This window comes from Streptomyces sp. NPDC025806 (assembly GCF_055558275.1).
On record NZ_JBVHMU010000002.1, the window covers coordinates 139,278 to 162,680 of the forward strand.

Here is a 23,403-nt window from a genome sequence, read left to right on the forward strand (position 1 = left end):
CCGAACGTGAAAGGCCCCTCGTGACCGCGACGCCGATTCCCCGCCCCGCACACCGCCGCCACATCGTCGCCGCCGCGGCCGACCCGTACGAGCGCGGCGTCGTCCGCGGCGAGCGGCTGCGTGACGCGGTGCCCGCCGCGATCGAGGTCTACGACCGGCTGTTCGCGCTCGGCGAGATCCCCCTGGAGCAGGTCCGCGCCGACGCCGAGCGCGCCCTCGACGTCATCGGCGACTTCCGGCCCGGCGCCCGCGCCCAGATCGAGGGCATCGCCGCCGGCAGCGGCGCCGACCTCTGGCGGATCGCCGCGCTCAACGCCCGCACCGAGATCCTGGCCCGCAGCGTCGGCGTCACCCCGGGCGAGTGCACCACCCTGGTCCGCCGGTCCACGCCCGAGACCCCGCACCCCTTCGGTGTCCAGACCTGGGACTGGCACGTCGAGCTGAACGCCATGTGGCACACCGTCGAGTCGCGCGGCGGCCGGCACGACCACGCGGGCCTCACCGAGGACGGCATCCTCGGCAAGATCGGCGTCAACAGCGCGGGCCTCGCCCTGCACTTCAACATCCTCGGCCACGTCCGCGACGGCGTCGGCGGCATCCCCATGCACGTCCTCGCCGCGATCGTCCTGGAGGAGGCGGGCAGCGTCGCCGAGGCCGTCGACCTCGTACGCTCCGCCCCCATCACCTCGTCCGGGTCCTTCGCCCTCTTCGACGAGCACGACGCGACGCTCCTCGACCTCAGCCCGGCCGGCGTCTTCGCCGTCGGCCCCGAGGAGGACACCTTCGTCCGCACCAACCACTTCCTGACCGCGCGGCTCACCGCCGACGAGAAGTCGTGGCTGTACCAGCCGGACTCCGGCGAGCGCCGCGACTTCGTCAAGGCCCGCCTCGGCGACGGCCGGACCGTGCGCACCAGTGACGACCTCGCGGCCGTCCTCGTCACGGGCGCCGGCGAGCCCGCCGTCACCTGCCTGCCCGATCCGGACAAGCCGCTCGGCCAGCGCTGGGGCAGCCTCGCCACGGTCGCCCTCGACCCGGCGACCCGTACCGCCCGCATCCTGGACGGCACCCCCGCCGACCTCGGCACCCGCGACTGGCGGGTGCTGGACGCGACCGCCGCCTGACAGACGGGCAGACAGACGGACGGCCGCGCCCCGGGCCCCTCGCTCAGATCCTCGTGGCGAGGGGCACCGTCACCTGCTTCAGCCAGGTGCCGGACGCGAAGTCGCGGGCCTTGATGACGACACGGTCCCGGTGCACCTCCACCTGGAGGCCCTGGTTGAAGGCGCCGGGCACCGTGTTCTCACCGCCCTGCCCGTTGTCCGTGAACCCGGTCTGCACGGCGCCCGTGTTGACCACCGAGAAGCCCTCCAGGTTCGCGGTGCCGGGCACCACACGGCGCACGTACCAGTCGGACAGGCCCAGGTCCCAGTGCGTGTGACCGCTGAACAGGAACACGTCCCGGTAGTGGCCCAGCAGCCCGAGCAGGCGGTCGGCCTGGAGGTAGTCGCTCAGGTACAGCTTGTTGCGGGTGCCCGAGACGGTGTTCGGCAGCGGGTGATGGGTGATCACCATGACCGGCCTGCGCCGCCCCGCCCAGTACCGCAGCCGCTCCTCCAGCCACTGGAACTGCGCCTCGCTCAGCCACACCTCGTCCCACAGCTTCGGGTCGTGGTAGTGCATGTACTTCTCCGTGCCGATGGTCAGCACCGGTATCCCGCCGAACGTCGTCTCCGCGTACACCCGGCCGCGCTCCGCGAACCTGTAGAAGGAGCGGAAGAGGGAGTCCTCCGTCGTCCCGTTCGGCCAGGTGGCCTGCGCGAGCGTCTGCGGGTCCGCCCACTTCGGCACGTAGAACTCGTGGTTGCCGATCGCCCAGGCGATCTCGCGCGGCCGAGGCTCCCGCGCGAGGACCTTCCCGACCTCGGCGTACTCGGCGTCGTACCCGCGGGGCGTGATGTCCCCGGCCACCGCGAGCCCCGAACCGTGCGGGTTCGTCGCCCGGATGTCCCGCAGCGCGACCGCCAGGTCGCCCAGGTCGCCCTGGATGTCGCTGATGACGTCGAACGTGGTCACCGGCCTGCCTCCGTTCTGCGCCGGAGCCGGAGCCGCCGCCTCGGCGGGCAGCGAGGTGAGACCGCCGAGTGTGACGGCTCCGGCCGTCGCGGTGATGAGGGATCTGCGTCGCACGATCGAGGGTTCCTTCCCCATACGGTGCCGGACACCCCCACGGCGCACGGCACTTCGGACCAGACCCGTTATCTTTACGCGACCGAAGGGGCGGGGGAATGAACAGCGCGGGACGATCCGTGGGACCGACCCGCGCTTTTCGGCCACCCGTCAGCGCAGCCTGTTCACCGCGGTCACCGTCGTCTTCTTGAACGCGGCCACGGGCGCGTCCCGGAAGCCGCCCATCTGACCCCAGCGCACCACGGTGACGATCCGCCCGTCCCGGCCGACCGAGAACAGGTTGATGTCCGTCGCACCCCACGTGGTCCGGGTGTTCACCCCGTAGACGACCGCGCCCTCCTCCACCGGCAGCTTCCCGTAGTACTTCTGGCGTGCCGTCACGTCCGGGTACTCGGCCATGACGTCCTTCGCGCAGCTGTCCAGATGCTTGCGGAGCAGCGCCGCGAAGGCCTTCGCGTGCTGGGCGTCCCGCTCCACCACGGTCACCTGGAGCGCGTTGGTGTCCAGATCCGTGAAGTACGCGCGGTGCACGGAGGTCGACGGCAGGGCGTCGCCCACGCACATCGGCAGCGGGTCGGGCTGCCCGGCCGTCACCGGGCCCGCGTACCAGGCCGACGACGGGTGCGGCGGCAACTGGGACGGGGACAGGAAGCGCGGGGTGCCGGCCGCGCCCGCCGGTGCGGCCAGCGCCCCGATCGCGGCGACGGCCACCGCCGCCGCGATCGCCGCCGTGCCCCGGTGTACTCGTACGTTCATCGTCGTTCCCCCATGTCGGTCGGCCTGCCGGGTGATCCGGGCCGTACGACGTGAGCGGCCCGGGGGAGGGGCGACACGGCGGCGCACACACCCGCCTGCCGTCTCCCGCCCTCGCCCCGTACGACCCGCGGGGTCCCGCGGCAGTTGCCCCCTTTTGTGTCACGGCTTCGTCACCGCGCGGGCGCGCCCCTCAGCGCAGATCGAGCCGCATCACGATCCGGGGCAGCCCGACGAGCTTCGACTTCGTCTCGGCCGCGAACGTGAACCCCGCCCGCTCGAAGTTCCGCCGCATCCCCACGTACGCCATCGTCGTGTCGACCCGCGCCTCCCCGTTGTCCAGCGGGTACGCCTCGATCGCCGGCGCGCCCCGCTCCCGCGCGTAGGCGACCGCGCCCTCGATCAGCGCGTGCGAGACCCCCTTCTTCCGGTGCCCGGGCCGCACCCGCACGCACCACAGCGACCACACCGGCAGATCGTCCACATGCGGGATCACCCGACTGCGCGCGTACGAGGTCTGCGCGCGCGGCGCCACCGCCGCCCAGCCCACCGGCACGTCCCCGTCGTACGCGAGCACCCCCGGCGCCGGCTCCGCGCGGCACAGCTCCGCCACGTACGCCCCGCGCTCCTGGCCCTTCAGGGTGTGGTCCACCTTCGAGGGGACGCGATGGCTCAGACACCAACACACGGTCGCGTCCGCCGACTTGGGGCCGATCACGGCACGGACGTCTTCGAAAACGGAGGCGGGGCGCACGTCGAGAGTCATGCGCGTCACCCTGCCACGCGGTCCCGCCACGAGGCGGCGGAACGGCATTGTCAGTGGTGGGAGGCAGGATGGAGGGCATGACGACGACTTCTGCCGTTCCTTTCGTGCTGCCCGACGCCGCCGCCTACGCCCAGGCCGTGGCGGACGCCCGGCGCGCCTCCGCCGCGTACTACGAGGGCGGCACCTCCCCGCTCGACGACGACGCGTACGACCGGCTCGTGCGGGCCATCACCGTGTACGAGACGGAGCACCCGGACGAGGTCCTCGCCGACTCGCCCTCGGGCAAGGTCGCGGGCGGCGCGGTCGAGGGCGACGTCCCGCACACCGTCCCGATGCTGAGCCTGGACAACGTGTTCTCGGACGAGGAGTTCACCACCTGGGCGGCCTCCCTGGAGCGCAGGATCGGCCGCGAGGTCGCGAGCTGGAACGTGCAGCCCAAGCTGGACGGCCTCGCCATCGCCGCCCGCTACGAGGAGGGCCGCCTCGTCCGCCTCGTCACCCGCGGCGACGGCACCGCCGGCGAGGACGTCTCGCACGCCGTCGGCACGATCGAGGGCCTGCCCGCCGAGCTCACCGAGCCGGTCACCCTGGAAGTGCGCGGCGAAGTCCTCATGACCACCGCCCAGTTCGAGTACGCCAACGAGGTCCGCACCGAGCACGGCGGCGACCCCTTCGCGAACCCGCGCAACGCGGCGGCGGGCACCCTGCGCGCCAAGGACCGCGCCTACACGGTCCCGATGACCTTCTTCGGCTACGGACTGCTCCCGCTGCCCCACACCGCCGAGACCCTCGCCGCGCAGCTGGCCGAGGAGGCGCACGGCGCGCTCATGGACCGCACCGCCGCCCTCGGGATCAACACCCCGGCGAGCACGGACGTCCCCGGCGTCGTCCTCACCTCCGTCGAACAGGTCCTGGAGCGCGTCAAGGCGATCGCCGAACTCCGCGCCGACCTGCCCTTCGGCATCGACGGCATCGTCGTCAAGGCCGACCTCGCCGCCGACCAGGCCACGGCCGGCTCCGGCACCCGTGCCCCGCGCTGGGCCGTCGCCTTCAAGCTCCCGGCCGTCGAGAAGATGACCCGGCTCCTCGCCGTGGAGTGGAACGTGGGGCGCACCGGCATCATCGCCCCGCGCGCCGTCCTGGAGCCCGTCGAGCTCGACGGCTCCACCGTCACGTACGCCACCCTGCACAACCCCGCCGACATCACCCGTCGCGGACTGCGCCTGGGCGACCAGGTCATGGTCTACAAGGCGGGTGACATCATCCCGAGGATCGAGGCGCCCGTCGCCCATCTGCGGACCGGTGACGAGCAGGAGATCGTCTTCCCGGCCGAGTGCCCGCAGTGCGGCTCCGGCATCGACACGAGCGAGCAGCGCTGGCGCTGCGAGCGTGGCCGCAACTGCCATGTGGTGGCCTCGATCAGCTACGCGGCGGGCCGCGACCAGCTCGACATCGAGGGGCTCGGCCAGACCCGCGTCGTCCAGCTCGTGGAGGCCGGACTCGTCGAGAGCCTGCCCGACCTGTTCGACCGGCTGACCCGCGAGCAGCTCCTCGGCCTGGAGCGCATGGGCGAGACCAGCACCGACAACCTGATGGCGGCGCTGGAGCGGGCCAAGGCCCAGCCGCTGTCACGGGTCCTGTGCGCCCTCGGCGTGCGCGGCACCGGCCGCTCCATGTCCCGCCGCATCGCCCGCCACTTCGCGACGATGCAGAACATCCGGGCGGCCGACGCGGAGGCCATGCAGCGGGTCGACGGCATCGGCGCCGAGAAGGCCCCGGTCATCGTCGCCGAACTGGCGGAGCTGGCCGCGCAGATCGACCGGCTCGCCGCGGCGGGCCTGAGCATGACCGAGCCCGGCGCCACCCCGCCGCCCGCCGAGGGCACCGAGGAGACGGACGGCGCCGCCGCGGACGCGGGCCCCCTGGCCGGCATGAAGGTCGCCGTCACCGGCGCCATGACCGGCCCCCTGGAGAAGCTGTCCCGCAACCAGATGAACGAGCTGATCGAGCGCGCCGGCGGCAAGTCCTCGGGCAGCGTCTCCAAGAACACGAGCCTCGTCGTCGCGGGCGAGGGCGCCGGGTCCAAGCGAGCCAAGGCAGAGGACCTCGGCATCCGCCTGGCCACGCCGGACGAGTTCGCCGAGATGGTGGCCGCCCTGCTGGACTGAGGGCACGGGGCGGTGGCGCGGGTTCCGCATCTCGCTGCCGGAGCGATCAGGAATCGAGAAGCGTCCCCGCCCCGCCCCGCCTACCGTTACGGCCATGGACATCACCATTCACACCACGGCCCTCCCGCACGAGGACCCGGACGCCTCCGTCGCGTTCTACCGCGACTCCCTCGGCTTCGAGGTCCGCAGCGACGTCGGCGAGGGGAAGATGCGCTGGATCACGGTCGGCCCCGTCGACCAGCCCGGCACCTCCATCCTCCTCGCCCCGCCCGCCGCCGACCCCGGCATCACCGAGGACGAGCGCCGCACCATCCGGGAGATGATGGCCAAGGGCACCTACGGCTGGATCCTCCTCGCCACCCGCAACCTCGACGAGACCTTCGAGAAGGTGCAGGCCACCGACGCGGAGGTCGTCCAGGAGCCCGTCGACCAGCCCTACGGCATCCGCGACTGCGCCTTCCGCGACCCCGCCGGCAACCTCGTCCGCATCCAAGAGCTGCGCTGACGCACCGGCACAGGAGGGGGCTTCGCATGTGCCGTCCAGGATGGGCCCGCGCCCGCACCGCGGCGTGGCGGCTCGAACGGTTCGCCCGGATGCGCCGGGTCCGCGACCGCATCGACCGGGAGTACCAACGGCCGCTCGACGTCGAGGCGCTGGCCCGCGCCGCGGACCTGCCGCCGCGCGAACTGACCCGGCAGTTCCGGCTCGCCTACGGGACGTCCCCGTACGCGTATCTGGGCGCCCGGCGCGTGGAGCGCGCGACGGTGCTGCTGCACCGCACCGACGTGCCCGCGGCCGATCTGCACCGGCTGGTCGGCGCGCCGACCCGCGGCGTCTTCGACCGCTGGGTCCGCGCCCGGACCACCGTCTGACCAGCACGGCCCCACCACACCCACACCCATGTCCAGCACCACGGCTCACAAGGGAACGACGTCATGGCCACCACGAAGAAGACCGCCGCGGCGGACACGGAGCAAGGCTTCACCGACGACGAGCGCGCCGCGATGAAGGAGCGCGCCCAGGAGGTCAAGGCGGCCCGGAAGAAGGGCACCAAGGCGGACCCCGAGGCCGACGTCCTCGCGAAGATCGCCGAGATGGACGACGCCGACCGGGTGCTCGCCGAGCGGATCCACGCCCTGGTCAAGGAGAACGCCCCGGACCTCGCGCCGAAGACCTGGTACGGCATGCCCGCCTACGCGCGGGCCGGCAAGGTCGTCTGCTTCTTCCAGTCGGCGCAGAAGTTCAAGTCCCGTTACGCCACACTCGGGTTCAGCGACGAGGCGCGCCTCGACGAGGGCGCCATGTGGGCCTCCGCGTTCGCCGTCACCGAGCTCACCCCGGAGGTCGAGGCACGCATCGCGGACCTGGTGAAGCGCGCCGCGGGCTGAGCGCCCGGGCGGCGCGTCCTACCGCAGGCGGACGACGGTGAAGCCGCCGTCGCGCGCGGCGGCGAGCGCGATCTCGGCGAACAGACCGCCCGCCGTGGTCGTGTAGCGCTCGCCCCCGGCCGTCCGGGCCCGCCGTCCGGGGCCCGCGTCCTGGACGTGCCGGGCCAGTTCCGCCGCGGCCGGTGCGGTCAGCGCCTGCGACAGGGCGCGCGACCCGTCGGGCAGCCGCACGGCCGCCCGATGCGGCCGGGACGGCGGCCCCACGTATCCGACGACCTCCACCTCGACCGAGCCCCGGGCACCGCCGCGCACGGTCACCCAGATCCGCTCGGCGCGGTACGGATCGCCGGCCCGCTTCGCGACGACCCCGTCGACCCCCTGCGCGGCGAGCCCCTCCAGCCACACCCCGGCCACCTCCGGATCGTCCGTCGCCGGGACGGGCTGCAGCGGCGGCGGCACGTCGTCGAGCAGGTCGAGCAGCACCGCCCGCCGCTCGGCGTACGGACGCCCGCGCAGATCCTGACCGCCGAGGGCCAGACAGTCCGACACCGCGTAGGAGGCCGGACGGTCGGCGGCGAGGGCCCCCGCCCCGCGCGGCGCGGCGGTCGCACGGGCCCGCGCCGCCGCGAGATCGAGCCGTCCGCCGGTCCACACCACGGCCTCGCCGTCCACGACGGTGCCGGCCGGCAGCGCGGTCCGGGCGGCCGCCGCGAGGTCGGGCCACGCGGTGGTCACCGTGCGGCCGGAGCGGGACTGGCAGCGCACGGCCCGCGCGGACCGGTGCAGCACGAGCCGCTCGCCCTCGAACGCGGGCTCGTACCACCAGCCGGGCCCCACGGGCAGCTCGTCGGCGGTCTCGCTGAGGGCGACGGCCACGGGATACTCCACGTCTCCAGCCTCGGCCGACCCCGCAGGGAGCGCGCGACGGCGTACTCCGACCGGCCGCGTTGTCAGTGCCGGATGCGAGGCTCGACCTCATGGACGAGCAGGAATTCATGCGGGGCCGGGTGTACGGGGCCGACCACGAGGACGCGAGCCCGCAGCCGGGCCGGGCCTACGCGGAGCTGGTGGGCGGCCCGCTGGACGGACTGCTGCTCGACGTGACCCTCCCGCCGGGCCAGGAGCTGCCCGGAGAGGTGTCGCTGCCCACGGAGCTCGGCGCGTTCGGCCCGGGCGGCCGGGCCCTGTACGCGGTGGCGGGGCCGGGGCGCCTCCGATGGAAGGGGGACACGCCGTGACGGGGCCCGGCGTCAGCGCAGCCAGGTCCGTTCGTCGACCAGGACGGGGGGCGCGGAGAGGAAGACGTCCTCGGTGACGGGCCCGTAGGCGACGTTGTAGGTGTCGAGCCAGTACGTCCAGCCGCGGATGCCGAGGGCGCTGCTGTAGCGGTGGTTGAGGTGCCAGCGGACCCACTGGCCGGGTTCGAGACGGACGGCGGGGGGCCGGCGGCGCCGGGTGTACAGGCCGATCCCGGGCAGCTTCGGATGGACACGCAACCGCCCGCCCTGGGCATCGATCCGCAGGTCGACGCCGCGCGCTTCCTGGAAGGTGTCGTACGGCGTGAAGCCGTCGTCCTCGTGCATCCGGACGACGTGGACGCCGGACCGGGGCCCGGCCGGCAGCGCGAAGCCGACCGGTGCCGCGTTCCTGCGGCCGGCCGCCGCGCCGCCGCGGGACTCCTTCGTCCAGACGGTGTGCACCCACTGGACGGTGATCTGGTCGTGCATGGGGGCATCATGCCCGCCGCAGCACGCTCACGGCGAGCGCTCCAGGGGCGGGGCGGCCGTGCGGAAGCGGGCGGCCAGGCCGCCGGCCCGGAGCAGTTTGTGGATCGCCGGCTGGTGGAAGAGCAGGCGCAGTTCGCCGGAGCGCTCGCGGACCCGGCGTTCGGCCCGTACGAGCAGGCGCAGGCCGGAGCAGTCCATGAACTCCACGTCGGTGAGGTCGATCAGGACGCGCGGCACGGTGGGCCGGGTCGCCTCGTCGAGGCGGGCCTGGATCTCGGGAGAGGTGGCGATGTCCACCTCGCCGCGGATCCGCACGACGGTGAGGCCGTCGCGGAGGTCGCGGGAGACTTGGGCGTGGGGGCAGGCCGTGCAGAGGTGGAACAGGGAGGTCATCGGCATCCCTCGGAGGACGGGGCCCCGTCTGCCCGAGGCCGTCGCTGAGCAGCACCCAGGAGGGTGCTGCTGGTCGGCGGGGGCAGGGGCGACCGTCGTCCACGGTAGAAGGAGCCGCGTCAAGCGAAACGTGCCTGCACCGCGCGGCTCTCCTGAGTGGGTGACAAGGCGGCCGTCAGTTCGGATGGGCGGGAGCTCAGGCTCGGGGGATCAGTGAACGCGCCGCGGCCTTCGCCTCGGACAGGGCGGAAGCGGCGTCCGCGCCCCGCAGCCCCAGCACCACGCGGGTGCTCAACCCGTCGAGCAGGGCCAGGAGTCGACCCGCCGCCGCGGCCCGGTCGTGCTCGGCGAAACGGCCCTGGCGGACGCCCCGGTCGAGCAGCGCCGTCAGATCGTCGTGCCAGCCCGCGTCCAGCTCGTCCTGGGCCTCGCGGAGCGACGCGTCGCCGGGCGTACGGGCCCACAGCTCGATCCACAGCATCCACCGCGGATCACGCGGCCCGCGCGGCAGGTACAGCTCCATGAACTGCTCCAGCCTGCGCTCGGCCGGGACCCTCCGGGCGAGCAGCGCGCGGCGCTCGTCCGCGAGGCGGCCCTCGCTGTGGCGCAGCGCCTCCAGGAAGATCCGGTCCTTGCTGCCGAAGTAGTACAGGATGTGCCCGCCGCTCATCCCGAGCCGGCGGCCCAGTGAGGCCATGGTCAGCTCCGCGAGCCCGTCTTCGGCGACCGCGGCCATGACCTCCTCCAGGATGCGCTCCGCAGAGGGCCGCTCGCCGCGTTCCCGCACCGCCACCGCCACCACACGCCCCTCCGCTCGTCGTGCCCCGACCCTATCCGTCGCGGCACCGAGCCGGTCGTCGGCTCCGGGGTCTTGACGCGCCCCCGCCCCGGACTGCATCTTGAATGCTGTTCAAAAAAATTGAACGGCATTCTAAAAGGAGTCACCCCATGACCGGGACCGGCATCAACGGCCAGGCGGACCTGCTGTTGCGCGGCGCGCGCATCCACACCGTCGACGCGGAGCTGCCCGAGGCGCAGGCCATGGCCGTGCGGGACGGGCGGATCATGTGGCTCGGCGACGACCGCGACGCCGCCGGCTGGGCCGGGCCGGGCACGCGGGTGATCGACGCCGGGGGGCGGCTCGTGCTGCCCGGGTTCATCGACGCCCACAACCACGTCCGCCTCGGCTCCGACGCCGCCTGCGTCCAGCTCTCCGGCGCCGACACCCTCGCCGAGGTCCACGCGCGCATCCGCGCCTGGCACGCCGCCCACCCGGACGCCGAGTGGATCGAGGCCGAGGCCTTCGACTACTCGGCGCTCGGCGGCGGCCGTATGCCCACCGCCGCCGACCTCGACCCCGTCACCGGCGACACCCCCGCCTTCGTCCTCAGCTACGACGTGCACACGGCCTGGCTCAACACCGCCGCCCTGCGCCGCCTCGGCGTCACCCGTGACCGCACGCACCTCCCGTTCGGCGAGGCGCAGACCGCCCCGGAGACCGGCGAACCCACCGGGTTCATCAAGAACTTCGCCATCCAGGGACTGTCCCGCGAGGGCCACCGCGCGCTGCGCGAACTCGGCGTCCCCTGGGCCTCCGCGGAGCGCCAGTACGGCCGCCTCGCCACGTCCCTCGACGCCGCGATCGGCCACGGCATCACCACCGTCGTCGAACCGCAGAACTCCCTCGACGACCTCGCCCTGTTCGAGCGCGCCCGCGCCGAGGGCCGGCTCCGCTCCCGGCTGGTCGCCGCCCTCTTCCACCCGCGCGGCACCACCGACGCCGACCTCGACGCGTTCGCCGACGCGGCCCGCCGGTACGCCGACGACCGGCTGCGCGTCGGCCCCCTCAAGCTCTACATCGACGACGTCGTCGAGCCCCGGACCGCCGCACTCCTGGAGCCGTACGCGGGCTGCCGGCATCACCGCGGCGACACCTTCTACCCGCCCGAGGAGTTCGCCGGGCTCCTCGCGAAGCTCGACGCGCGCGGCTTCCAGTGCTTCGTGCACGCCACCGGTGACCGCGGCATCCGGGTCGTCCTCGACGCCTTCGAACACGCCCGGGAGACCAACGGCGTCCGCGACTCCCGGCACCAGGTCGTGCACGTCGAATGCCTCGACCCCGCCGACACCGCCCGCTTCGCCGAACTCGGCGTCGTCGCCTGCATGCAGCCCCGCCACTGCGCCCCCGAGGTCGCGGGCCCCGGAAAAGACTGGGCCGACAACGTGGGCGCCGACCGCTGGCACAAGGCCTGGCCGATGCGCAGCCTCCACGAGGCGGGCGCCGTGCTGGCCTTCTCCAGCGACTGGAACGTCGCCGAGATGGACCCGATGGTCGGCATCTACACCGCCGTCACCCGCCGCCCGCTCGGCGGGGGAGAGCCCTGGCGCCCCGAGGAGACCGTCGACGTCGCCACGGCGATCCACGGCTACACGATGGGCTCCGCCCACGCCAACTTCCTGGAGGACGACCGCGGTTCGCTCACCGTCGGCAAGGCCGCCGACTTCGTGGTCCTCTCGCGCGACATCCTGGACGCCGCCCCCGAGGACATCCCCGGCACCGTGCCCGCGCTCGTCGTCGTCGGCGGCGAGGAGGTCCACCGCCACGAGGACACCGACCTCGGCTGAACACGCCCTCCCGCGCCCGTCCCGGCCACCGCCCCGGGGCGGGCGCGCGTGCGTTTCGCGCCCATCACCCGTCCGACGCGCCCGGAGTTCCGCAACGGTGCGCCGTACACCCCTGAAGTGCGCAAAGGTACGGGAAGCAGCGTCGCAGCCCGCACGGAAGGAAGCACATGAGGGTCGAACTCCCGCCGGAGCCCGTCCACTTCGTCAACCGGCACGACGAGCGCGAGCGGGCGCTGCGCGCGGTGGCCGAGCGAACGTTCCGGTCCCGCCCCGCCCTGGTGTGCCTGAGGGGCCCGGCGGGCCTGGGCAAGTCCGAACTCGCCTATCTGCTGGCCCGATCCGTGCGGGACGAGCACCCCGACGGCGTCCGGACCATCGACCTCGACAGGTTCCGGCTCGACGGCGTCGTCGACCCCGGCGATGTCCTGACGGAGCTGCTGGAAAGGCTGGGAGTGGATCCCGGCCACGTCCGGCAGGGGTTCGACGGGAAGAGCCGGCAGTACTGGGACAAGACGGCCGGGATGGGCTTCGTCCTCGTCCTGGACAACGTCCGGTACGCGTCCGAGGTCGCCCCGCTGCTGCCCGCCTCCGGCGCCTGCACCGTGATCCTCACGAGCCAGGGCCCGCTGTACGACCTCGACGACGGCGACCTCGTGGACCTGCCCCTCGCACCGCTGGGCGACGCGGCGGCGGGGGAACTGCTCCGGCAGGTCGCGCACGACCACCGCCTCGCCGCGGATCCGGCGGCGGTCCGCGCGCTGCTGAAGCTCTGCGAAGGGCTGCCCACGGCCCTGCACGTCGCGGGACGCTGGATCCGGGCCCATCGCCTGCGCCCGCTGCCCCGGCTCATAGAGGAACTGCGCAGCGACTGGACGGACCAGGGCATCCCGGAGGTCGACCGGATCTGGGACGCGGTGTACAGGACACTGGACACCCCGGCCGCCACGCTGTACCGGCTGCTGCCGTACCACCCGGCGGCCAGTTTCACGGTGGACTCGGCCACCGCCCTGCTGGGGCTGGGCGGCGACCACGGCCTGGCGGCCCTCGAGGAGCTCGACCGGGTCGGCCTGCTGGACCTGCGCGACCCCGCCGGACGGCTCCGGCTGCCCGGCCCGCTCCATGCGCACGCCCGACGCCGCGCCCGCAGCGACGCAGAGCCGGGCGAGGCCGACGCGGCACGGCAGAGGCTTCTGGGCTGGTACGTCCGGCAGGCCCAGCGGGCCGACCTGTTCGGCGCGGGCTCCCGCCTCGTCGTCGCAGCGAGAGTCGGGGACCTGCCCGACACCACCCCCGACACGGCCGCCCTCCTCGACCCCGCCGGAGCCACGGGCGAAGCCGACGCCACGGCGCGCAAGGAAGGCGCCCTGCGCTGGCTGGCCGAGGAACGGCACGCCCTGTTCGGCTGCCTGCGCCTGGCGCACGCGCTCGGCCACGACGCCGAGGCCGTCGCCCTCTCCGAGGCGATCTGGACGTACGCCCTCGACCACCCGGGCCAGACCGAGGTCGTCGAGGTGCAGCGACTCGCCGTCGACGCCGCCGTGCGGAACGGGAACCCGCGCTGGATCGTCCGCACCCGCTGCCAGCTGGCCCGCGCCCTGTGGGAGACCGGCGCCCATGACGCGGCGGGACAGGAACTCGACCACGCCGAGGCCGCGGCAGGGCTGCTGAACGCGACCGAGCGGCGGGACCGGAAGCTGACCGCCTCCGTCATCGAGTTCCAGGGCCTGCTCACCGGGCTGCGCGGCGACTGGACGACCGCCGTGGACCGCTTCGCCGCCTCCCGGGACATCCACGTGGCCATCGAGAACGCGTACGGCGTCCTGCTCCAGACCTACCGGATGGGTGAAGCCCTCACGCACCTCGGTGACCTCGGCACCGCTCGCGACCTCCTGGACGAGGCCCACGCGTCGGCCGCGGAACTGGGCCGCGAGCGCATGACGCGGCGCACCGGCTTCGCCCTCGCCGAGGTGCTGCTCCGGCAGGGCCGGTACGCCGAGGCACGACCGCTCTACGCGGCCTCGCTCGAAGGCGCGCACGGCCGGGACTCCGTGCACGACGTCGCCCGCGTCCACGACGCGCTCGCCGTGCTGGACGACGCGGACGGACACCCCGACGACGCGGAGCGCCACCGTGCGCAGGCCCGCGAGATCCGCCGCCGCAACGGTCTGGAGCAGCCGGAGGGCTGAGCACCGGTGAGTTTCGCCGCCGAGCGGGGTCGGTACCCATGTCACGCCCGCCCCGCCTGAACCGCGCCGATGGAAGGAACACCGTGCAGCACCAGCAGCTCCTGAAGGTCCAGAACTTCAACGTCTCCAGCGACGGCTACGGCGCCGGGGAGAACCAGAGCCTCGAACGGCCCTTCGGGCATGCCGACCCGGGGACGATGTTCGCCTGGGCCGGTGCCACCGCGAGCTGGCCCAACCGGACGGACCCCGGCGGCAGCCGTGGCCTCGACGACTATCTGACCAGGGACTTCCACCACAACATGGGCGCCGAGATCATGGGGCGCAACAAGTTCGGACCGCAGCGGGGACCGTGGGAGAACCTGGACTGGGAGGGCTGGTGGGGCGAGGAGCCGCCGTTCCACACCCCCGTGTTCGTCCTGACCCACCACGTCCGCCCGTCGATCACGCTGTCCGACACGACGTTCCACTTCGTCGACGCGGACCCGGCCACGGTGCTCGCGCAGGCCAAGGAGGCGGCGCGGGGCAAGGACGTGCGGCTCGGCGGCGGCGCGCAGACGATCCGTGAGTTCCTGGACGCCGACCTGATCGACACCCTGCACGTGACGGTCTCCCCGGTGAAGCTCGGCGCCGGCTCGCGCCTGTGGGAGTCGCCCGACGAGCTTCTCGACCGCTACCACTGCGATGTCGTGCCCAGCCCGAGCGGCGTCACGCACCATCTGTTCTGGCGCAAGTGACCTGAGCGGCACTACAGCTCCTGGCGGGCCTCCGCGTCCGTGGCGGACCTGAGCCGAACGGGGTAGGCCCGTTCACCGATCAGGCAGGTCAGGTGGACGGGCTCCGTCGTCACCGGGGGCCGTCCGGGTGTGGCCAGGTGGACGTGTGCGGCCGACACCGCCGCGGCAGGATCGACCCGCACCAGCCGCCGCCCCTCCTCCGTGAGCGCCCCGACCTCGACGACGTACGGGTGTTCCCGCCCGCGCATCCGCAACAGCCATGCGTCGTCCGGGAGTTCGGCGGCGGCCGTGCGGCAGCCCGGGTACGCGGCGAGGGTCTCCCGCGCCCAGCCGTCCGCGGTCCACGTGACCCGTGCCGACCCGCCGGAGGGCCGGAGATCGCGGCGCCGGAACAGCAGACCCGCCGACCGGACCTGCCGCTCGGTCGCTGCCCCGTGCTCCGCCGCGAGGTGATGGCCCGGAGCGCCCGCCCCGGCCGGGCGGCGCGCGACGCGGATGCCGTGGACGGTGGACTCGGCCGCCACGTCGAAGGCCGTCGGCACGCGCGGCGCGGGTGCGGGATCCGGCAGCGGGGCGGCGTCGTGCCGTCCCGGACGCGGGGTGAGATCGAGCAGGTCGTACAGCTCCACGCCCAGCCGGCGCAGGGCCTCGCCCTCGTGGGCGAAAGCCGCCCGTGCCGCCTCCCGTACGGGTTCGAGGCGGCAGGCGGCGAGCGCGCCCACGAGCTCTGCCGGGTCGCTCGCCTCCGGGATGCGGTCGAGGAGGTGTCCCATGGGGCTGTCCGGGATGAGCTCGCCGCCGCCTCGACCTGTCGCGGCCATCGGGCGGGCGCCGGTGGCCGCGAAGTACAGCGCCGTCGATCCGTGGTCGGTCACGAGGGCGTCCGCGGCGATCAGTACGGCGCCCCATTCCTCGCGGGGGTGCGGCAGGACGAGTCCGGCGGCGAGGGCCGGTTCGAGGCGCTGACCGAGCTCGTACGGGCCGAGGCGGCTCCATTCGTTGGGGTGGACGATGAGGGCCAACTGATATTCGTCGTGGGGGAGTTCGGCGGCGAGCCGGGCGGGGAGGTCGGGGTGCCGGCCCAGCAGGGAGTGCGGGCCCCAGGTGGAGGTGAGGGCGATCAGGGTGCGCGGGCCGGTGCGCAGCGCCGCCCGGTAGCGGTCGCGGCGCGGGCGCGAGGCCAGGAGGCGGTCGAGCGTCGGATCGCCGATGACCTCGGCGCGGCGCGCGGCCTCGGGGGCGGCGGCCGTGAGCCGGGTCAGCTGGTCCGGGTGGGCCAGCGCGTACAGGGCGAGCGGCGCCGTGTCGTCGGCCGCATCGACGGGGGCCGGGGTGAGGAAGGCGGGGTCGAGTCCGGACGCGGAGTCGGCCGAACCCTCGGACGGGATCGCCTTGTTGAATCCGGCGCCGTGCGGGAGGAGGACACGCGGGCCGGGCAGCCGCGCGGGGTCGCCCTTCGGGCCGGCGGCGAGGACGAGATCGTAGGAACGGCCGAGCGCCTCGCTCCACGGGAGGACGCGCCCGCCCACGGCCTCGACGGCGGACAGCACGTCCGTGCCGAACTCCGAGCCCGGGATCAGGGTGAACAGACGCGTGATGCGCTCGTCACCGGAGAGGGCCGGCAGCGCGTCCAGAAGCCGGTGCAGCGCGACCGTGGACCGGACCGCGAGCAGCACGGTGCGGTGCCCGTCGCCCGTCGCCCGTCGCCCGTCGCCCGTCGCCCGTCGCCCGTCGCCCGTCGCCCGTCGCCCGTCGCCCGTCGCCCGTCGCCCGTCGCCCGTCGAAGTCTCCATCCTAGTGGGAGGGCTCGCGTCAGGAGGGAGGTTTTCGCAGGTCAGAGCAGGTTTCTCGGGGTCGGTCGGCGGCATGGGGTGATCCTACCGTCGCACGATCACGGAAAACGGGGCGCGGCCGGGCGCCGGGCGGAGAGGATGGCCGCATGAGTGAGTGGGCAGTCGCACTGATCGCCGCGGGGGCGGCACTCGCGGGCAGCGTCGTCACCGGCTGGTACGGGCGCTCCGCCGGCATCCGGCAGGCCGAGGCGGCCCGGCACGCGGGGGAGCGGCAGGCGGACGCGCTGCTCGCGTCGGTCCGGCTGACGCTGTCCGGCGAGGCGCGGCTGCGCGCGCAGGAGCTGCGGCGGCGCACGTACACGGAGTTCCTCGCCGCGGCGGACGACCGGCTGCTCGCCGAGCGCACCGGGCGCGGGCAGGCCGGCGACGAGGCGGCTCTGCACCGGGCGGCGGGCGCCGTCGAGCTGGAGGGCCCGGACGAGGTCGCGGAAGCCGCCCGCGCCCTGGTCGCCGCGCTGCGCCGGCACGCCGCGCCCGACGATCTGCGGGACACGAAACGGCAGTTCACCGAGGCCGCGCGGACCGCTCTGGGGACGCCGGCCCCGTAGCGGTCGGGGGTCCGGTCCCGTATTGATCACTCCATGGGTTCAGCCTATTGATCACTCCGGTGATCACTTCGAACCCCCGCACGTACGTCCTACGGGCGATGGTGGCGAGCGTCACAGCCCGGCAGGATCGACCCATGCACGTACTCCTTCTCGGAGGAACCTGGTTCCTCGGCAGAGCAGTTGCCCGCCACGCCCTCGCAAACGACTGCGAGGTCACGACCTTCAACCGGGGACAGAGCACCCCGTATCTGCCCGGAACCCTCGCGGTCCACGGCGACCGCGCCAGCGCCGACGACTTCGAACGGCTGGCCCGGTACGGCCCGTGGGACGTCGTCATCGACACCTCCGGGTCCGACACGGCGCCCCGTCACGTCCTCGCCGGCGCCCGGGCGCTCGCCGAGGTCACCGACCGGTACATCTACGTCTCCAGCGTCAGCGTCTACCGGAACTGGGACGCGGGTGTGCTGACCGAGTCCTCCGCCACGTACGACACACCGGCCGACGCCGGGCCCGAGTACTACGAAGGGCTCGACGCCGCCGTGCAGGACGGGATGCGCAAGGCGGGCTGCGAGCGGGCGGTGACCGAGGCCTTCGGCGCGGACCGCACCACGATCCTGCGGCCCGGCTCGATCCTCGGCCCCGGCGAGTACATCGGGCGGCTGCCGTGGTGGCTGCGGCGGTGCGCGCGCGGCGGCGAGATCCTCGCGCCCCGCGAACCGGAGCGCCCGGTGCAGCCGATCGACGCGCGGGACGTCGCCGCGTTCGCCGTGTCCGCGCCGGCCGGGGTCTTCAACGTGACCGCGCCGCGCGGCCACGCCACGATGCGGGACCTGCTGACGTCCTGCCTCGACGCAACGGGGCATCAGGGACGGCTCGTGTGGACCTCCGAGGAGGTGCTCGCGCGGCACGGGGTGCGGGGGCGGACCGAATTGCCGCTGTGGCCCGGGACGGACGGTGTGGTCGATGTGAGTGCCGCGCTGGAGGCCGGGCTGACGTGCCGTCCGCTCGACCGGACCGTGGCCGACACGTGGGCGTGGCTCCGGGACGGGGCGGATTCCGTCGCCGGGCAGCAGGCGGGGTGGGAGCGGCACGGGATCGCGCCGGACAAGGAGGCGGCGATTCTGGCGGAGGTCGGCCTGAGCGGGTAGCTCCGCTCGGGGCGGGGGCGCCCACTCGTCTGCCGGGTGCCCCTGACCGGGCGGCTCTCCCGCCGTCGTGGCCGGTCGCGCAGTTCCCCGCGCCCCTGAAATGCCTGGCGCTGCGCGCCGCATTTCCCCGATGAGGGCTGAGCAGCAGCGCTGCTCAGCCCTCATCTATGAGGTGCGCCCGAAGGGCATGCACCTCAGGGGCGCGGGGAACTGCGCGACCAGCCCCCACCGGGGGAGAGTCAGACGACCGCCCCCGTGCCGCCCCGCACCTCCCGTGCCCCGCGCCGCGGAACAGGCGCGGCCGGGGCGCGGGACTCCAAGGTCACCGCGAGGGGCACCGCGGTGAACACCGTCGAGGCCATCCCGACCACGACCCCCGCGATGAGCGCGAGCGAGAAGTCCGCGAGCGAGTCACCCCCGAGCACCGCCAGCGCGGCCAGGACGAACAGCGCCCCCATCCCCGTGTTCACGGTCCGCGGCAAGGTCTGCACCACCGCCTTGTCGGCGGTCCGCTCCAGGCTCGTGCGCGGGTCGCGCCGCCGTGCCTCCCGCACCCGGTCGAACACCACCACCGTGTCGTTGACCGAGTACCCGATGACCGTGAGCAGCGCCGCCAGGAACACGCTGTCGACCGGCTTGCCCAGCCACGCGAAGAGGCCGACCACGATCAGCACGTCGTGCGTCATCGCCGCGACGGCCGCCGCCGCGAACGTCCACCGGAACCGGACGCTCAGGTACGCCAGTTGCGCGAGCACCGCGATCCCCAGCGCGATCAGGGCCTTCGTGCGCAGCTCGTCCCCGAGGCTCGGGCCGATCATCTCGTCCCGTTCCACGGTGACCTCGCCCCCGTGCCGGGCCAGCGCCTCCTTCACGTCCTGCTGCTGGTCGTCGGACAGTTCCCCGGTGCGTACGGAGATGGCGCCGTCGCCCGACTCCTGCACCACGGCGCGCGGGAACCCCGCGTCCGCCACCGCCGTGCGCGCCGTGTCCACGTCGACCGAGCGGGCGGTGCTGTACTCGACCATCCGGCCGCCGGTGAACTCGACGCCGAAGTCCAGGCCCCGTACGAGGATCCCCGCGACCGCGACCACCACGAGCAGCGAACTGACACCCAGCCAGCGGCGCCGCCGGCGGACGAGACGCGGATCGCGGCGGGCCAGCCAGGCGCGGACCCGGCCGGTCGTCGTCACACCCGTGAGGGAGGGGCGCCGGCGGACGGCGGCGCGGCGCAGCGCGAAGTCGGCGAGGACCCGGGTGACGACCAGGGCCGACACCATCGACGCGAGGACACCGATCGACAGGGTCACGCCGAAGCCCTTCACCGGGCCCGTCGCGAAGAGGAACAGCAGGCCCGCCGCGAGCAATGTCGTGACGTTCGAGTCGACGACCGCGCTCCACGCCTTGCCGAAGCCGCGCGTCACCGACGTGTCGAGCACCGCCGACGACTTCGTGCGCGAGCCCAGATACTCCTCCCGGGCCCGCTCGAAGACCAGGACGTTCGCGTCGACCGCCATCCCGATCGCGAGCACGAACCCGGCGAGCCCGGGCAGCGTCAGTGTGGCGCCCAGGGCGACCAGGGCCGCGTAGGAGATCAGTCCGTACAGGGCGAGGGCGACGGTGGCGAGGGCGCCCAGGAGGCGGTAGACGACGACGATGAACAGTGCGGTCAGGGCGAGACCGATGAGGGCCGCGTGCGTCGAGGCCTCGATGGCGTCGGCGCCGAGCGTCGGGCCGACGGTCCGCTGCTCGACCACGTCGACCGGGACCGGGAGGGCGCCGCCCTTCACCAGCGCGGCCAGGTCCTGGGCCTGCTGCTGCGTGAACCCGCCGGTGATCTGGGTGTCGCCGCCGGTGATGCCGGTGCGGCACGGGACGGACGGGTTCATGCTCGGAGCGGAGACGATCCGGCCGTCGAGGACGATGGCCACGCGCCGCTCCGGCGAGCCCTGCGGGGCGCAGGCGGCCTCGCCGGTCAGCCGCGCCCACGCGGCCGTCGCGTCCTTGCGGAAGTCCAGGGCGACGGTCCAGCCCGCCATGGTCTGCTGGTCGAGGACGGCCTCGGCGTCCCGGACACCGTCGCCGCTCAGGGCCGGTTCGGCGAGCCGGAGGAAACCGCCTCCGCCGTCGGGGTCGCGCAGGGTGCGCCGGTCGTCCTTCGCGGCCTTGCCGACGGTGCCGGTGACGGCGTGGACGGTGAGCTGGGCGGTGCGGCCGATCACCTCGGCGGCCTCGCGCGGGTCCTGGACCCCGGGCAGTTCGACGATGATCCGCCGCTCCCCGGACCGGGACAGGGTCGGCTCGGCGACACCGAGCGCGTCGACCCGGCGGCGCAGCACTTCGAGGGCGCGGTCGGTGGCCTCCGCGTCGGCCTTGAGTTTCGTGTCGGGCGCGTCCTTCGTCTCCAGGACGATCTGGGTGCCGCCGCGCAGGTCGAGGCCGAGGCGGGCGGACTGGGTGAGGGCGATGGCGAGGGACGCCGCGATCACCGCGAGGGCGATCAGCGCACGCCACAAGGGCATGCGGGAATGCTTACGGGACATGACTGCTCCACGGCAGGAAGAAGTGAGGCGCGGCCGACCCTGAGGTCAGGCGCGGCCTGAGGTGACGTCACTGCGTGGAGGTGCGGGCGGGGCGCGGGGCCCGGCCGTGTCGTGCGTGTGCCGCGCCGTGCCCGGGACGGGTTCGGTCCCGGCGTCGGTGCGCCCCGGCAGCGTGCGCGCCGGGAGTGCGCCGGCGGTGGACGTGACCAGACCGGGCTTGTGGTGCCAGGGCACCTCCGGCGGCGTCCCGCGCGCGACATGCCCCGACAGCACGGCATGGAACCCGGACCCGTCCGGCCCATGCCCCTCCCAGGAGGCCGCGGCGGCAGTCGCCGGCGACGTCCCCGGGCCGGCGGCGGGTACCGCGGTGCCCGGCACGAGCAGGGCGAAGAGGGACAGGAGCGCGGCCGAGGCGAGCGCGACGACGACCCGGGCCCGCGGGCGGCGGCCCTGGGTAGGACGAGGTCTGGGTACGGCCCTGCCCGCACGCGGCAGGGAAGAGGATCCGTCGGCGCGTGACATCCGGGCGGACGCGGCGCTCACCGGTCGGCCCGGCTGCGCCTCAGGCGGGGCCGCCGGACAGCCGGCGCGCGCGACGGGCGCGGGGGCGGAGCGGGCGTGACTGCGCACCGTCGCCTCCCCGTTCGTCGTCTCGTCCGGTCGTCCGTGGGTGTACCGCTCCGGACAGGCTAGGCGACACGGAGGGGCGTCGGGAGCCGTGGTCAAGGAGAGCGCGTCGGGGGGCCTTTGGAACCGGCGGTCGGAGGCGGGTGATAGGGATAGCGGTGTTCAGCACCACGCGTGACCGGAAGGAACGACAGCCTGTGACCGCCGAAGCCGACGCCCCCGTACTCCTCAGCACCCGGGGCCGGGCCGCCCACATCACGCTCAACCGGCCGCGCGCGCTGAACTCCCTCACGCCCCCGATGATCGACAGCGTCGCCGCCGCGCTCGACGCCTGGGAGCACGACCCCGCCGTCGAGACCGTCGTGATCAGCGGCGCGGGGGAGCGCGGCCTGTGCGCGGGCGCCGACATCCGCCTCTTCCACGACGACGCGCGCAGCGGCGACGGCACCCGGTCCGAGGCGTTCTGGCGCGCCGAGTACCACCTCAACGCCCGGATCGCGCACTACCCGAAGCCGTACGTCGCCGTGATGGACGGGATCGTCATGGGCGGCGGCGTCGGACTCTCCGCCCACGGCAGCCTCCGCATCGTCACCGAGCGCTCCCGGGTCGCCATGCCGGAGGTCGGCATCGGCTTCGTCCCGGACGTCGGCGGGACCCACCTCCTCGCGCACGCCCCCGGCGAACTCGGCACCCACCTGGCGCTGACCGGCGACTCCGTCGGCGCCGCCGACGCGCTGCTCTGCGGCCTCGCCGACCACTTCGTGCCGGCCGCCGCGCTGCCCGACCTCCTCGACGAACTGGCGTCGGCGCCCGCCGCCGAGGTCGTGGCCCGCCACGCGCGCCCCGCACCCGAAGGCGTCCTCGCCGCTCAGCGCCCCTGGATCGACGCCTGCTACGCGGCCGACACCGTCGAGGAGATCGTCGACCGGCTGCACGCGTACGGCGACCCGGTGCCCAAGGAGGCCGCCGAGACACTGCTCGCCCAGTCGCCCACGTCCCTCAAGGTGACCCTCGCCGCCCTCCGCCGCGCCCGCGCCTTCGACACCCTGGAGCAGGCCCTGGACCAGGAGTACCGGGTGGCCTGCGCGGCCCTCGCCACGCCCGACCTGCCCGAGGGCGTGCGGGCCCGCATCATCGACAAGGACCGCAACCCGCGCTGGTCCCCGGCCACACTCGCCGAGGTGACCGAGGCCGAGGTGGAGCGCCACTTCGCCCCGCTCGGTGCGCGCGAACTCGGCCTCGCCGGAGGCCTCGGCTAACCGCGCTCGGCCGCACTGCGCAGCACACAGAACTCGTTGCCCTCGGGATCGGCGAGGACCGCCCAGCCCGTCCCGTCGGGAGCGCGGCGGTCCCCGACGAGCGTGGCGCCGAGACCGAGGAGCCGGTCCACTTCACGGTCGCGCGTGGTGTCGGGGCGCAGGCACAGGTGGACCCGGTTCTTGACGGTCTTGGGCTCCGGCACCTGGTTGAAGTACAGGGCCGGGCCTTCCGGGAGCAGCACCCGGGTCTCGCGGGCGCCGGGGCCGTCCTCCGGATCGAGCGCGCCGCCGGTCACCTCGCTCCAGAACCGCGCCAGTTCGTACGCGTCCGCACAGTCGATCGCCACGTTCTGCACCACCGAGATCATGGACGCGATCCTGTCACGGCCCGCGCGGCCGGAAACCGACGGCTCCCGGCGGCCGACACGCGCACCGGTGGACCCGCGCGCCCCGGGGCCGGGATCATGGGGGCGCCGTCGCCCACCGGCCCCAGGAGA

Annotated in this window: 23 protein-coding genes; 12 read left to right on the top strand and 11 right to left on the bottom strand. The window is 74.1% G+C overall.

What is annotated here, in order from left to right; all coding sequences use genetic code 11:
* Positions 1–20: 20 nt before the first annotated feature.
* Positions 21–1,124 carry a C45 family autoproteolytic acyltransferase/hydolase gene (locus tag ACZ4E1_RS04195; RefSeq protein WP_467535642.1) on the top strand — a complete coding sequence of 368 codons (1,104 nt, stop codon included), beginning with the start codon at positions 21–23 and terminating at the stop codon, positions 1,122–1,124.
* A gap of 43 nt (positions 1,125–1,167) precedes the next feature.
* Here ACZ4E1_RS04195 and ACZ4E1_RS04200 read toward each other — a convergent pair whose 3' ends face one another.
* The 3 genes from ACZ4E1_RS04200 to ACZ4E1_RS04210 all read right to left on the bottom strand — a co-directional run bounded on the left by ACZ4E1_RS04200 (position 1,168) and on the right by ACZ4E1_RS04210 (position 3,709).
* On the bottom strand, positions 1,168–2,190 hold the full coding sequence (locus ACZ4E1_RS04200; protein ID WP_467535644.1) for a metallophosphoesterase family protein: 1,023 nt from the start codon (positions 2,188–2,190) through the stop codon (positions 1,168–1,170).
* Between the two features lie 150 nt (positions 2,191–2,340).
* The gene (locus ACZ4E1_RS04205; RefSeq protein WP_467535646.1) at positions 2,341–2,946 is read right to left on the bottom strand and encodes a hypothetical protein; all 606 of its coding nucleotides are present in this window, start codon (positions 2,944–2,946) and stop codon (positions 2,341–2,343) included.
* A 190-nt stretch (positions 2,947–3,136) separates the two neighbouring features.
* Entirely contained in the window at positions 3,137–3,709 is a 573-nt protein-coding gene (locus ACZ4E1_RS04210) for a GNAT family N-acetyltransferase (RefSeq protein WP_467535648.1), read from the bottom strand.
* 77 nt (positions 3,710–3,786) lie between these two features.
* Here ACZ4E1_RS04210 and ligA point away from each other — a divergent pair, with 77 nt between their 5' ends.
* The 4 genes from ligA (at position 3,787) to ACZ4E1_RS04230 (ending at position 7,266) form a co-directional block, all read left to right on the top strand.
* The gene (ligA, locus tag ACZ4E1_RS04215; RefSeq protein WP_467535650.1) at positions 3,787–5,877 is read left to right on the top strand and encodes an NAD-dependent DNA ligase LigA; all 2,091 of its coding nucleotides are present in this window, start codon (positions 3,787–3,789) and stop codon (positions 5,875–5,877) included.
* A gap of 94 nt (positions 5,878–5,971) precedes the next feature.
* Entirely contained in the window at positions 5,972–6,382 is a 411-nt protein-coding gene (locus ACZ4E1_RS04220) for a VOC family protein (RefSeq protein ID WP_467535651.1), read from the top strand.
* Positions 6,383–6,408: 26 nt separating this feature from the next.
* Positions 6,409–6,750: a helix-turn-helix domain-containing protein gene (locus ACZ4E1_RS04225; RefSeq protein WP_467535653.1), complete on the top strand. Its 342-nt coding sequence runs from the start codon at positions 6,409–6,411 to the stop codon at positions 6,748–6,750.
* 63 nt (positions 6,751–6,813) lie between these two features.
* Positions 6,814–7,266 carry an iron chaperone gene (locus ACZ4E1_RS04230; protein ID WP_467535655.1) on the top strand — a complete coding sequence of 151 codons (453 nt, stop codon included), beginning with the start codon at positions 6,814–6,816 and terminating at the stop codon, positions 7,264–7,266.
* Positions 7,267–7,284: 18 nt separating this feature from the next.
* Here ACZ4E1_RS04230 and ACZ4E1_RS04235 read toward each other — a convergent pair whose 3' ends face one another.
* Complete coding sequence (locus tag ACZ4E1_RS04235; RefSeq protein WP_467535657.1) at positions 7,285–8,154, bottom strand: ATP-dependent DNA ligase; 870 nt, start codon at positions 8,152–8,154, stop codon at positions 7,285–7,287.
* Between the two features lie 89 nt (positions 8,155–8,243).
* On the opposite strand from ACZ4E1_RS04235, the gene ACZ4E1_RS04240 reads away from it, so the two are divergent.
* Entirely contained in the window at positions 8,244–8,504 is a 261-nt protein-coding gene (locus ACZ4E1_RS04240; protein WP_467535659.1) for a hypothetical protein, read from the top strand.
* Between the two features lie 12 nt (positions 8,505–8,516).
* Here ACZ4E1_RS04240 and ACZ4E1_RS04245 read toward each other — a convergent pair whose 3' ends face one another.
* The 3 genes from ACZ4E1_RS04245 to ACZ4E1_RS04255 all read right to left on the bottom strand — a co-directional run bounded on the left by ACZ4E1_RS04245 (position 8,517) and on the right by ACZ4E1_RS04255 (position 10,185).
* On the bottom strand, positions 8,517–8,993 hold the full coding sequence (locus ACZ4E1_RS04245; RefSeq protein WP_467535660.1) for a hypothetical protein: 477 nt from the start codon (positions 8,991–8,993) through the stop codon (positions 8,517–8,519).
* Positions 8,994–9,020: 27 nt separating this feature from the next.
* Positions 9,021–9,386, bottom strand: a complete 366-nt coding sequence (locus ACZ4E1_RS04250) for an anti-sigma factor antagonist (protein ID WP_467535662.1) — start codon at positions 9,384–9,386, stop codon at positions 9,021–9,023.
* A gap of 196 nt (positions 9,387–9,582) precedes the next feature.
* Positions 9,583–10,185: a TetR/AcrR family transcriptional regulator gene (locus tag ACZ4E1_RS04255; RefSeq protein WP_467536643.1), complete on the bottom strand. Its 603-nt coding sequence runs from the start codon at positions 10,183–10,185 to the stop codon at positions 9,583–9,585.
* 149 nt (positions 10,186–10,334) lie between these two features.
* On the opposite strand from ACZ4E1_RS04255, the gene ACZ4E1_RS04260 reads away from it, so the two are divergent.
* From ACZ4E1_RS04260 to ACZ4E1_RS04270, 3 genes are all read left to right on the top strand, one after another.
* Complete coding sequence (locus ACZ4E1_RS04260) at positions 10,335–12,011, top strand: amidohydrolase (protein WP_467535664.1); 1,677 nt, start codon at positions 10,335–10,337, stop codon at positions 12,009–12,011.
* 167 nt (positions 12,012–12,178) lie between these two features.
* Positions 12,179–14,197, top strand: a complete 2,019-nt coding sequence (locus ACZ4E1_RS04265; protein WP_467535666.1) for a tetratricopeptide repeat protein — start codon at positions 12,179–12,181, stop codon at positions 14,195–14,197.
* Positions 14,198–14,235: 38 nt separating this feature from the next.
* Positions 14,236–14,931: a dihydrofolate reductase family protein gene (locus ACZ4E1_RS04270; RefSeq protein WP_467535667.1), complete on the top strand. Its 696-nt coding sequence runs from the start codon at positions 14,236–14,238 to the stop codon at positions 14,929–14,931.
* Between the two features lie 11 nt (positions 14,932–14,942).
* Here the strand turns inward: ACZ4E1_RS04270 and ACZ4E1_RS04275 are convergent, their stop codons facing one another.
* Positions 14,943–16,724 carry a translation initiation factor 2 gene (locus ACZ4E1_RS04275; RefSeq protein WP_467535669.1) on the bottom strand — a complete coding sequence of 594 codons (1,782 nt, stop codon included), beginning with the start codon at positions 16,722–16,724 and terminating at the stop codon, positions 14,943–14,945.
* A 146-nt stretch (positions 16,725–16,870) separates the two neighbouring features.
* Between ACZ4E1_RS04275 and ACZ4E1_RS04280 the strand changes: the two genes are divergently transcribed.
* Positions 16,871–17,332 carry a hypothetical protein gene (locus ACZ4E1_RS04280; RefSeq protein WP_467535671.1) on the top strand — a complete coding sequence of 154 codons (462 nt, stop codon included), beginning with the start codon at positions 16,871–16,873 and terminating at the stop codon, positions 17,330–17,332.
* A gap of 134 nt (positions 17,333–17,466) precedes the next feature.
* On the top strand, positions 17,467–18,480 hold the full coding sequence (locus tag ACZ4E1_RS04285; RefSeq protein WP_467535672.1) for an NAD-dependent epimerase/dehydratase family protein: 1,014 nt from the start codon (positions 17,467–17,469) through the stop codon (positions 18,478–18,480).
* A 239-nt stretch (positions 18,481–18,719) separates the two neighbouring features.
* On the opposite strand, the gene secD is transcribed toward ACZ4E1_RS04285, so the two are convergent.
* Both secD and ACZ4E1_RS04295 read right to left on the bottom strand, forming a co-directional pair.
* Positions 18,720–20,999: a protein translocase subunit SecD gene (gene secD, locus ACZ4E1_RS04290; RefSeq protein WP_467535674.1), complete on the bottom strand. Its 2,280-nt coding sequence runs from the start codon at positions 20,997–20,999 to the stop codon at positions 18,720–18,722.
* A 66-nt stretch (positions 21,000–21,065) separates the two neighbouring features.
* The gene (locus ACZ4E1_RS04295) at positions 21,066–21,650 is read right to left on the bottom strand and encodes a hypothetical protein (protein WP_467535676.1); all 585 of its coding nucleotides are present in this window, start codon (positions 21,648–21,650) and stop codon (positions 21,066–21,068) included.
* A 194-nt stretch (positions 21,651–21,844) separates the two neighbouring features.
* On the opposite strand from ACZ4E1_RS04295, the gene ACZ4E1_RS04300 reads away from it, so the two are divergent.
* Positions 21,845–22,906, top strand: a complete 1,062-nt coding sequence (locus ACZ4E1_RS04300; protein WP_467535678.1) for an enoyl-CoA hydratase/isomerase family protein — start codon at positions 21,845–21,847, stop codon at positions 22,904–22,906.
* Here ACZ4E1_RS04300 and ACZ4E1_RS04305 read toward each other — a convergent pair.
* Positions 22,903–23,274, bottom strand: a complete 372-nt coding sequence (locus tag ACZ4E1_RS04305; RefSeq protein WP_467535680.1) for a VOC family protein — start codon at positions 23,272–23,274, stop codon at positions 22,903–22,905. The two genes, ACZ4E1_RS04300 and ACZ4E1_RS04305, sit on opposite strands and share 4 nt — an antisense overlap.
* Positions 23,275–23,403 lie beyond the last annotated feature (129 nt).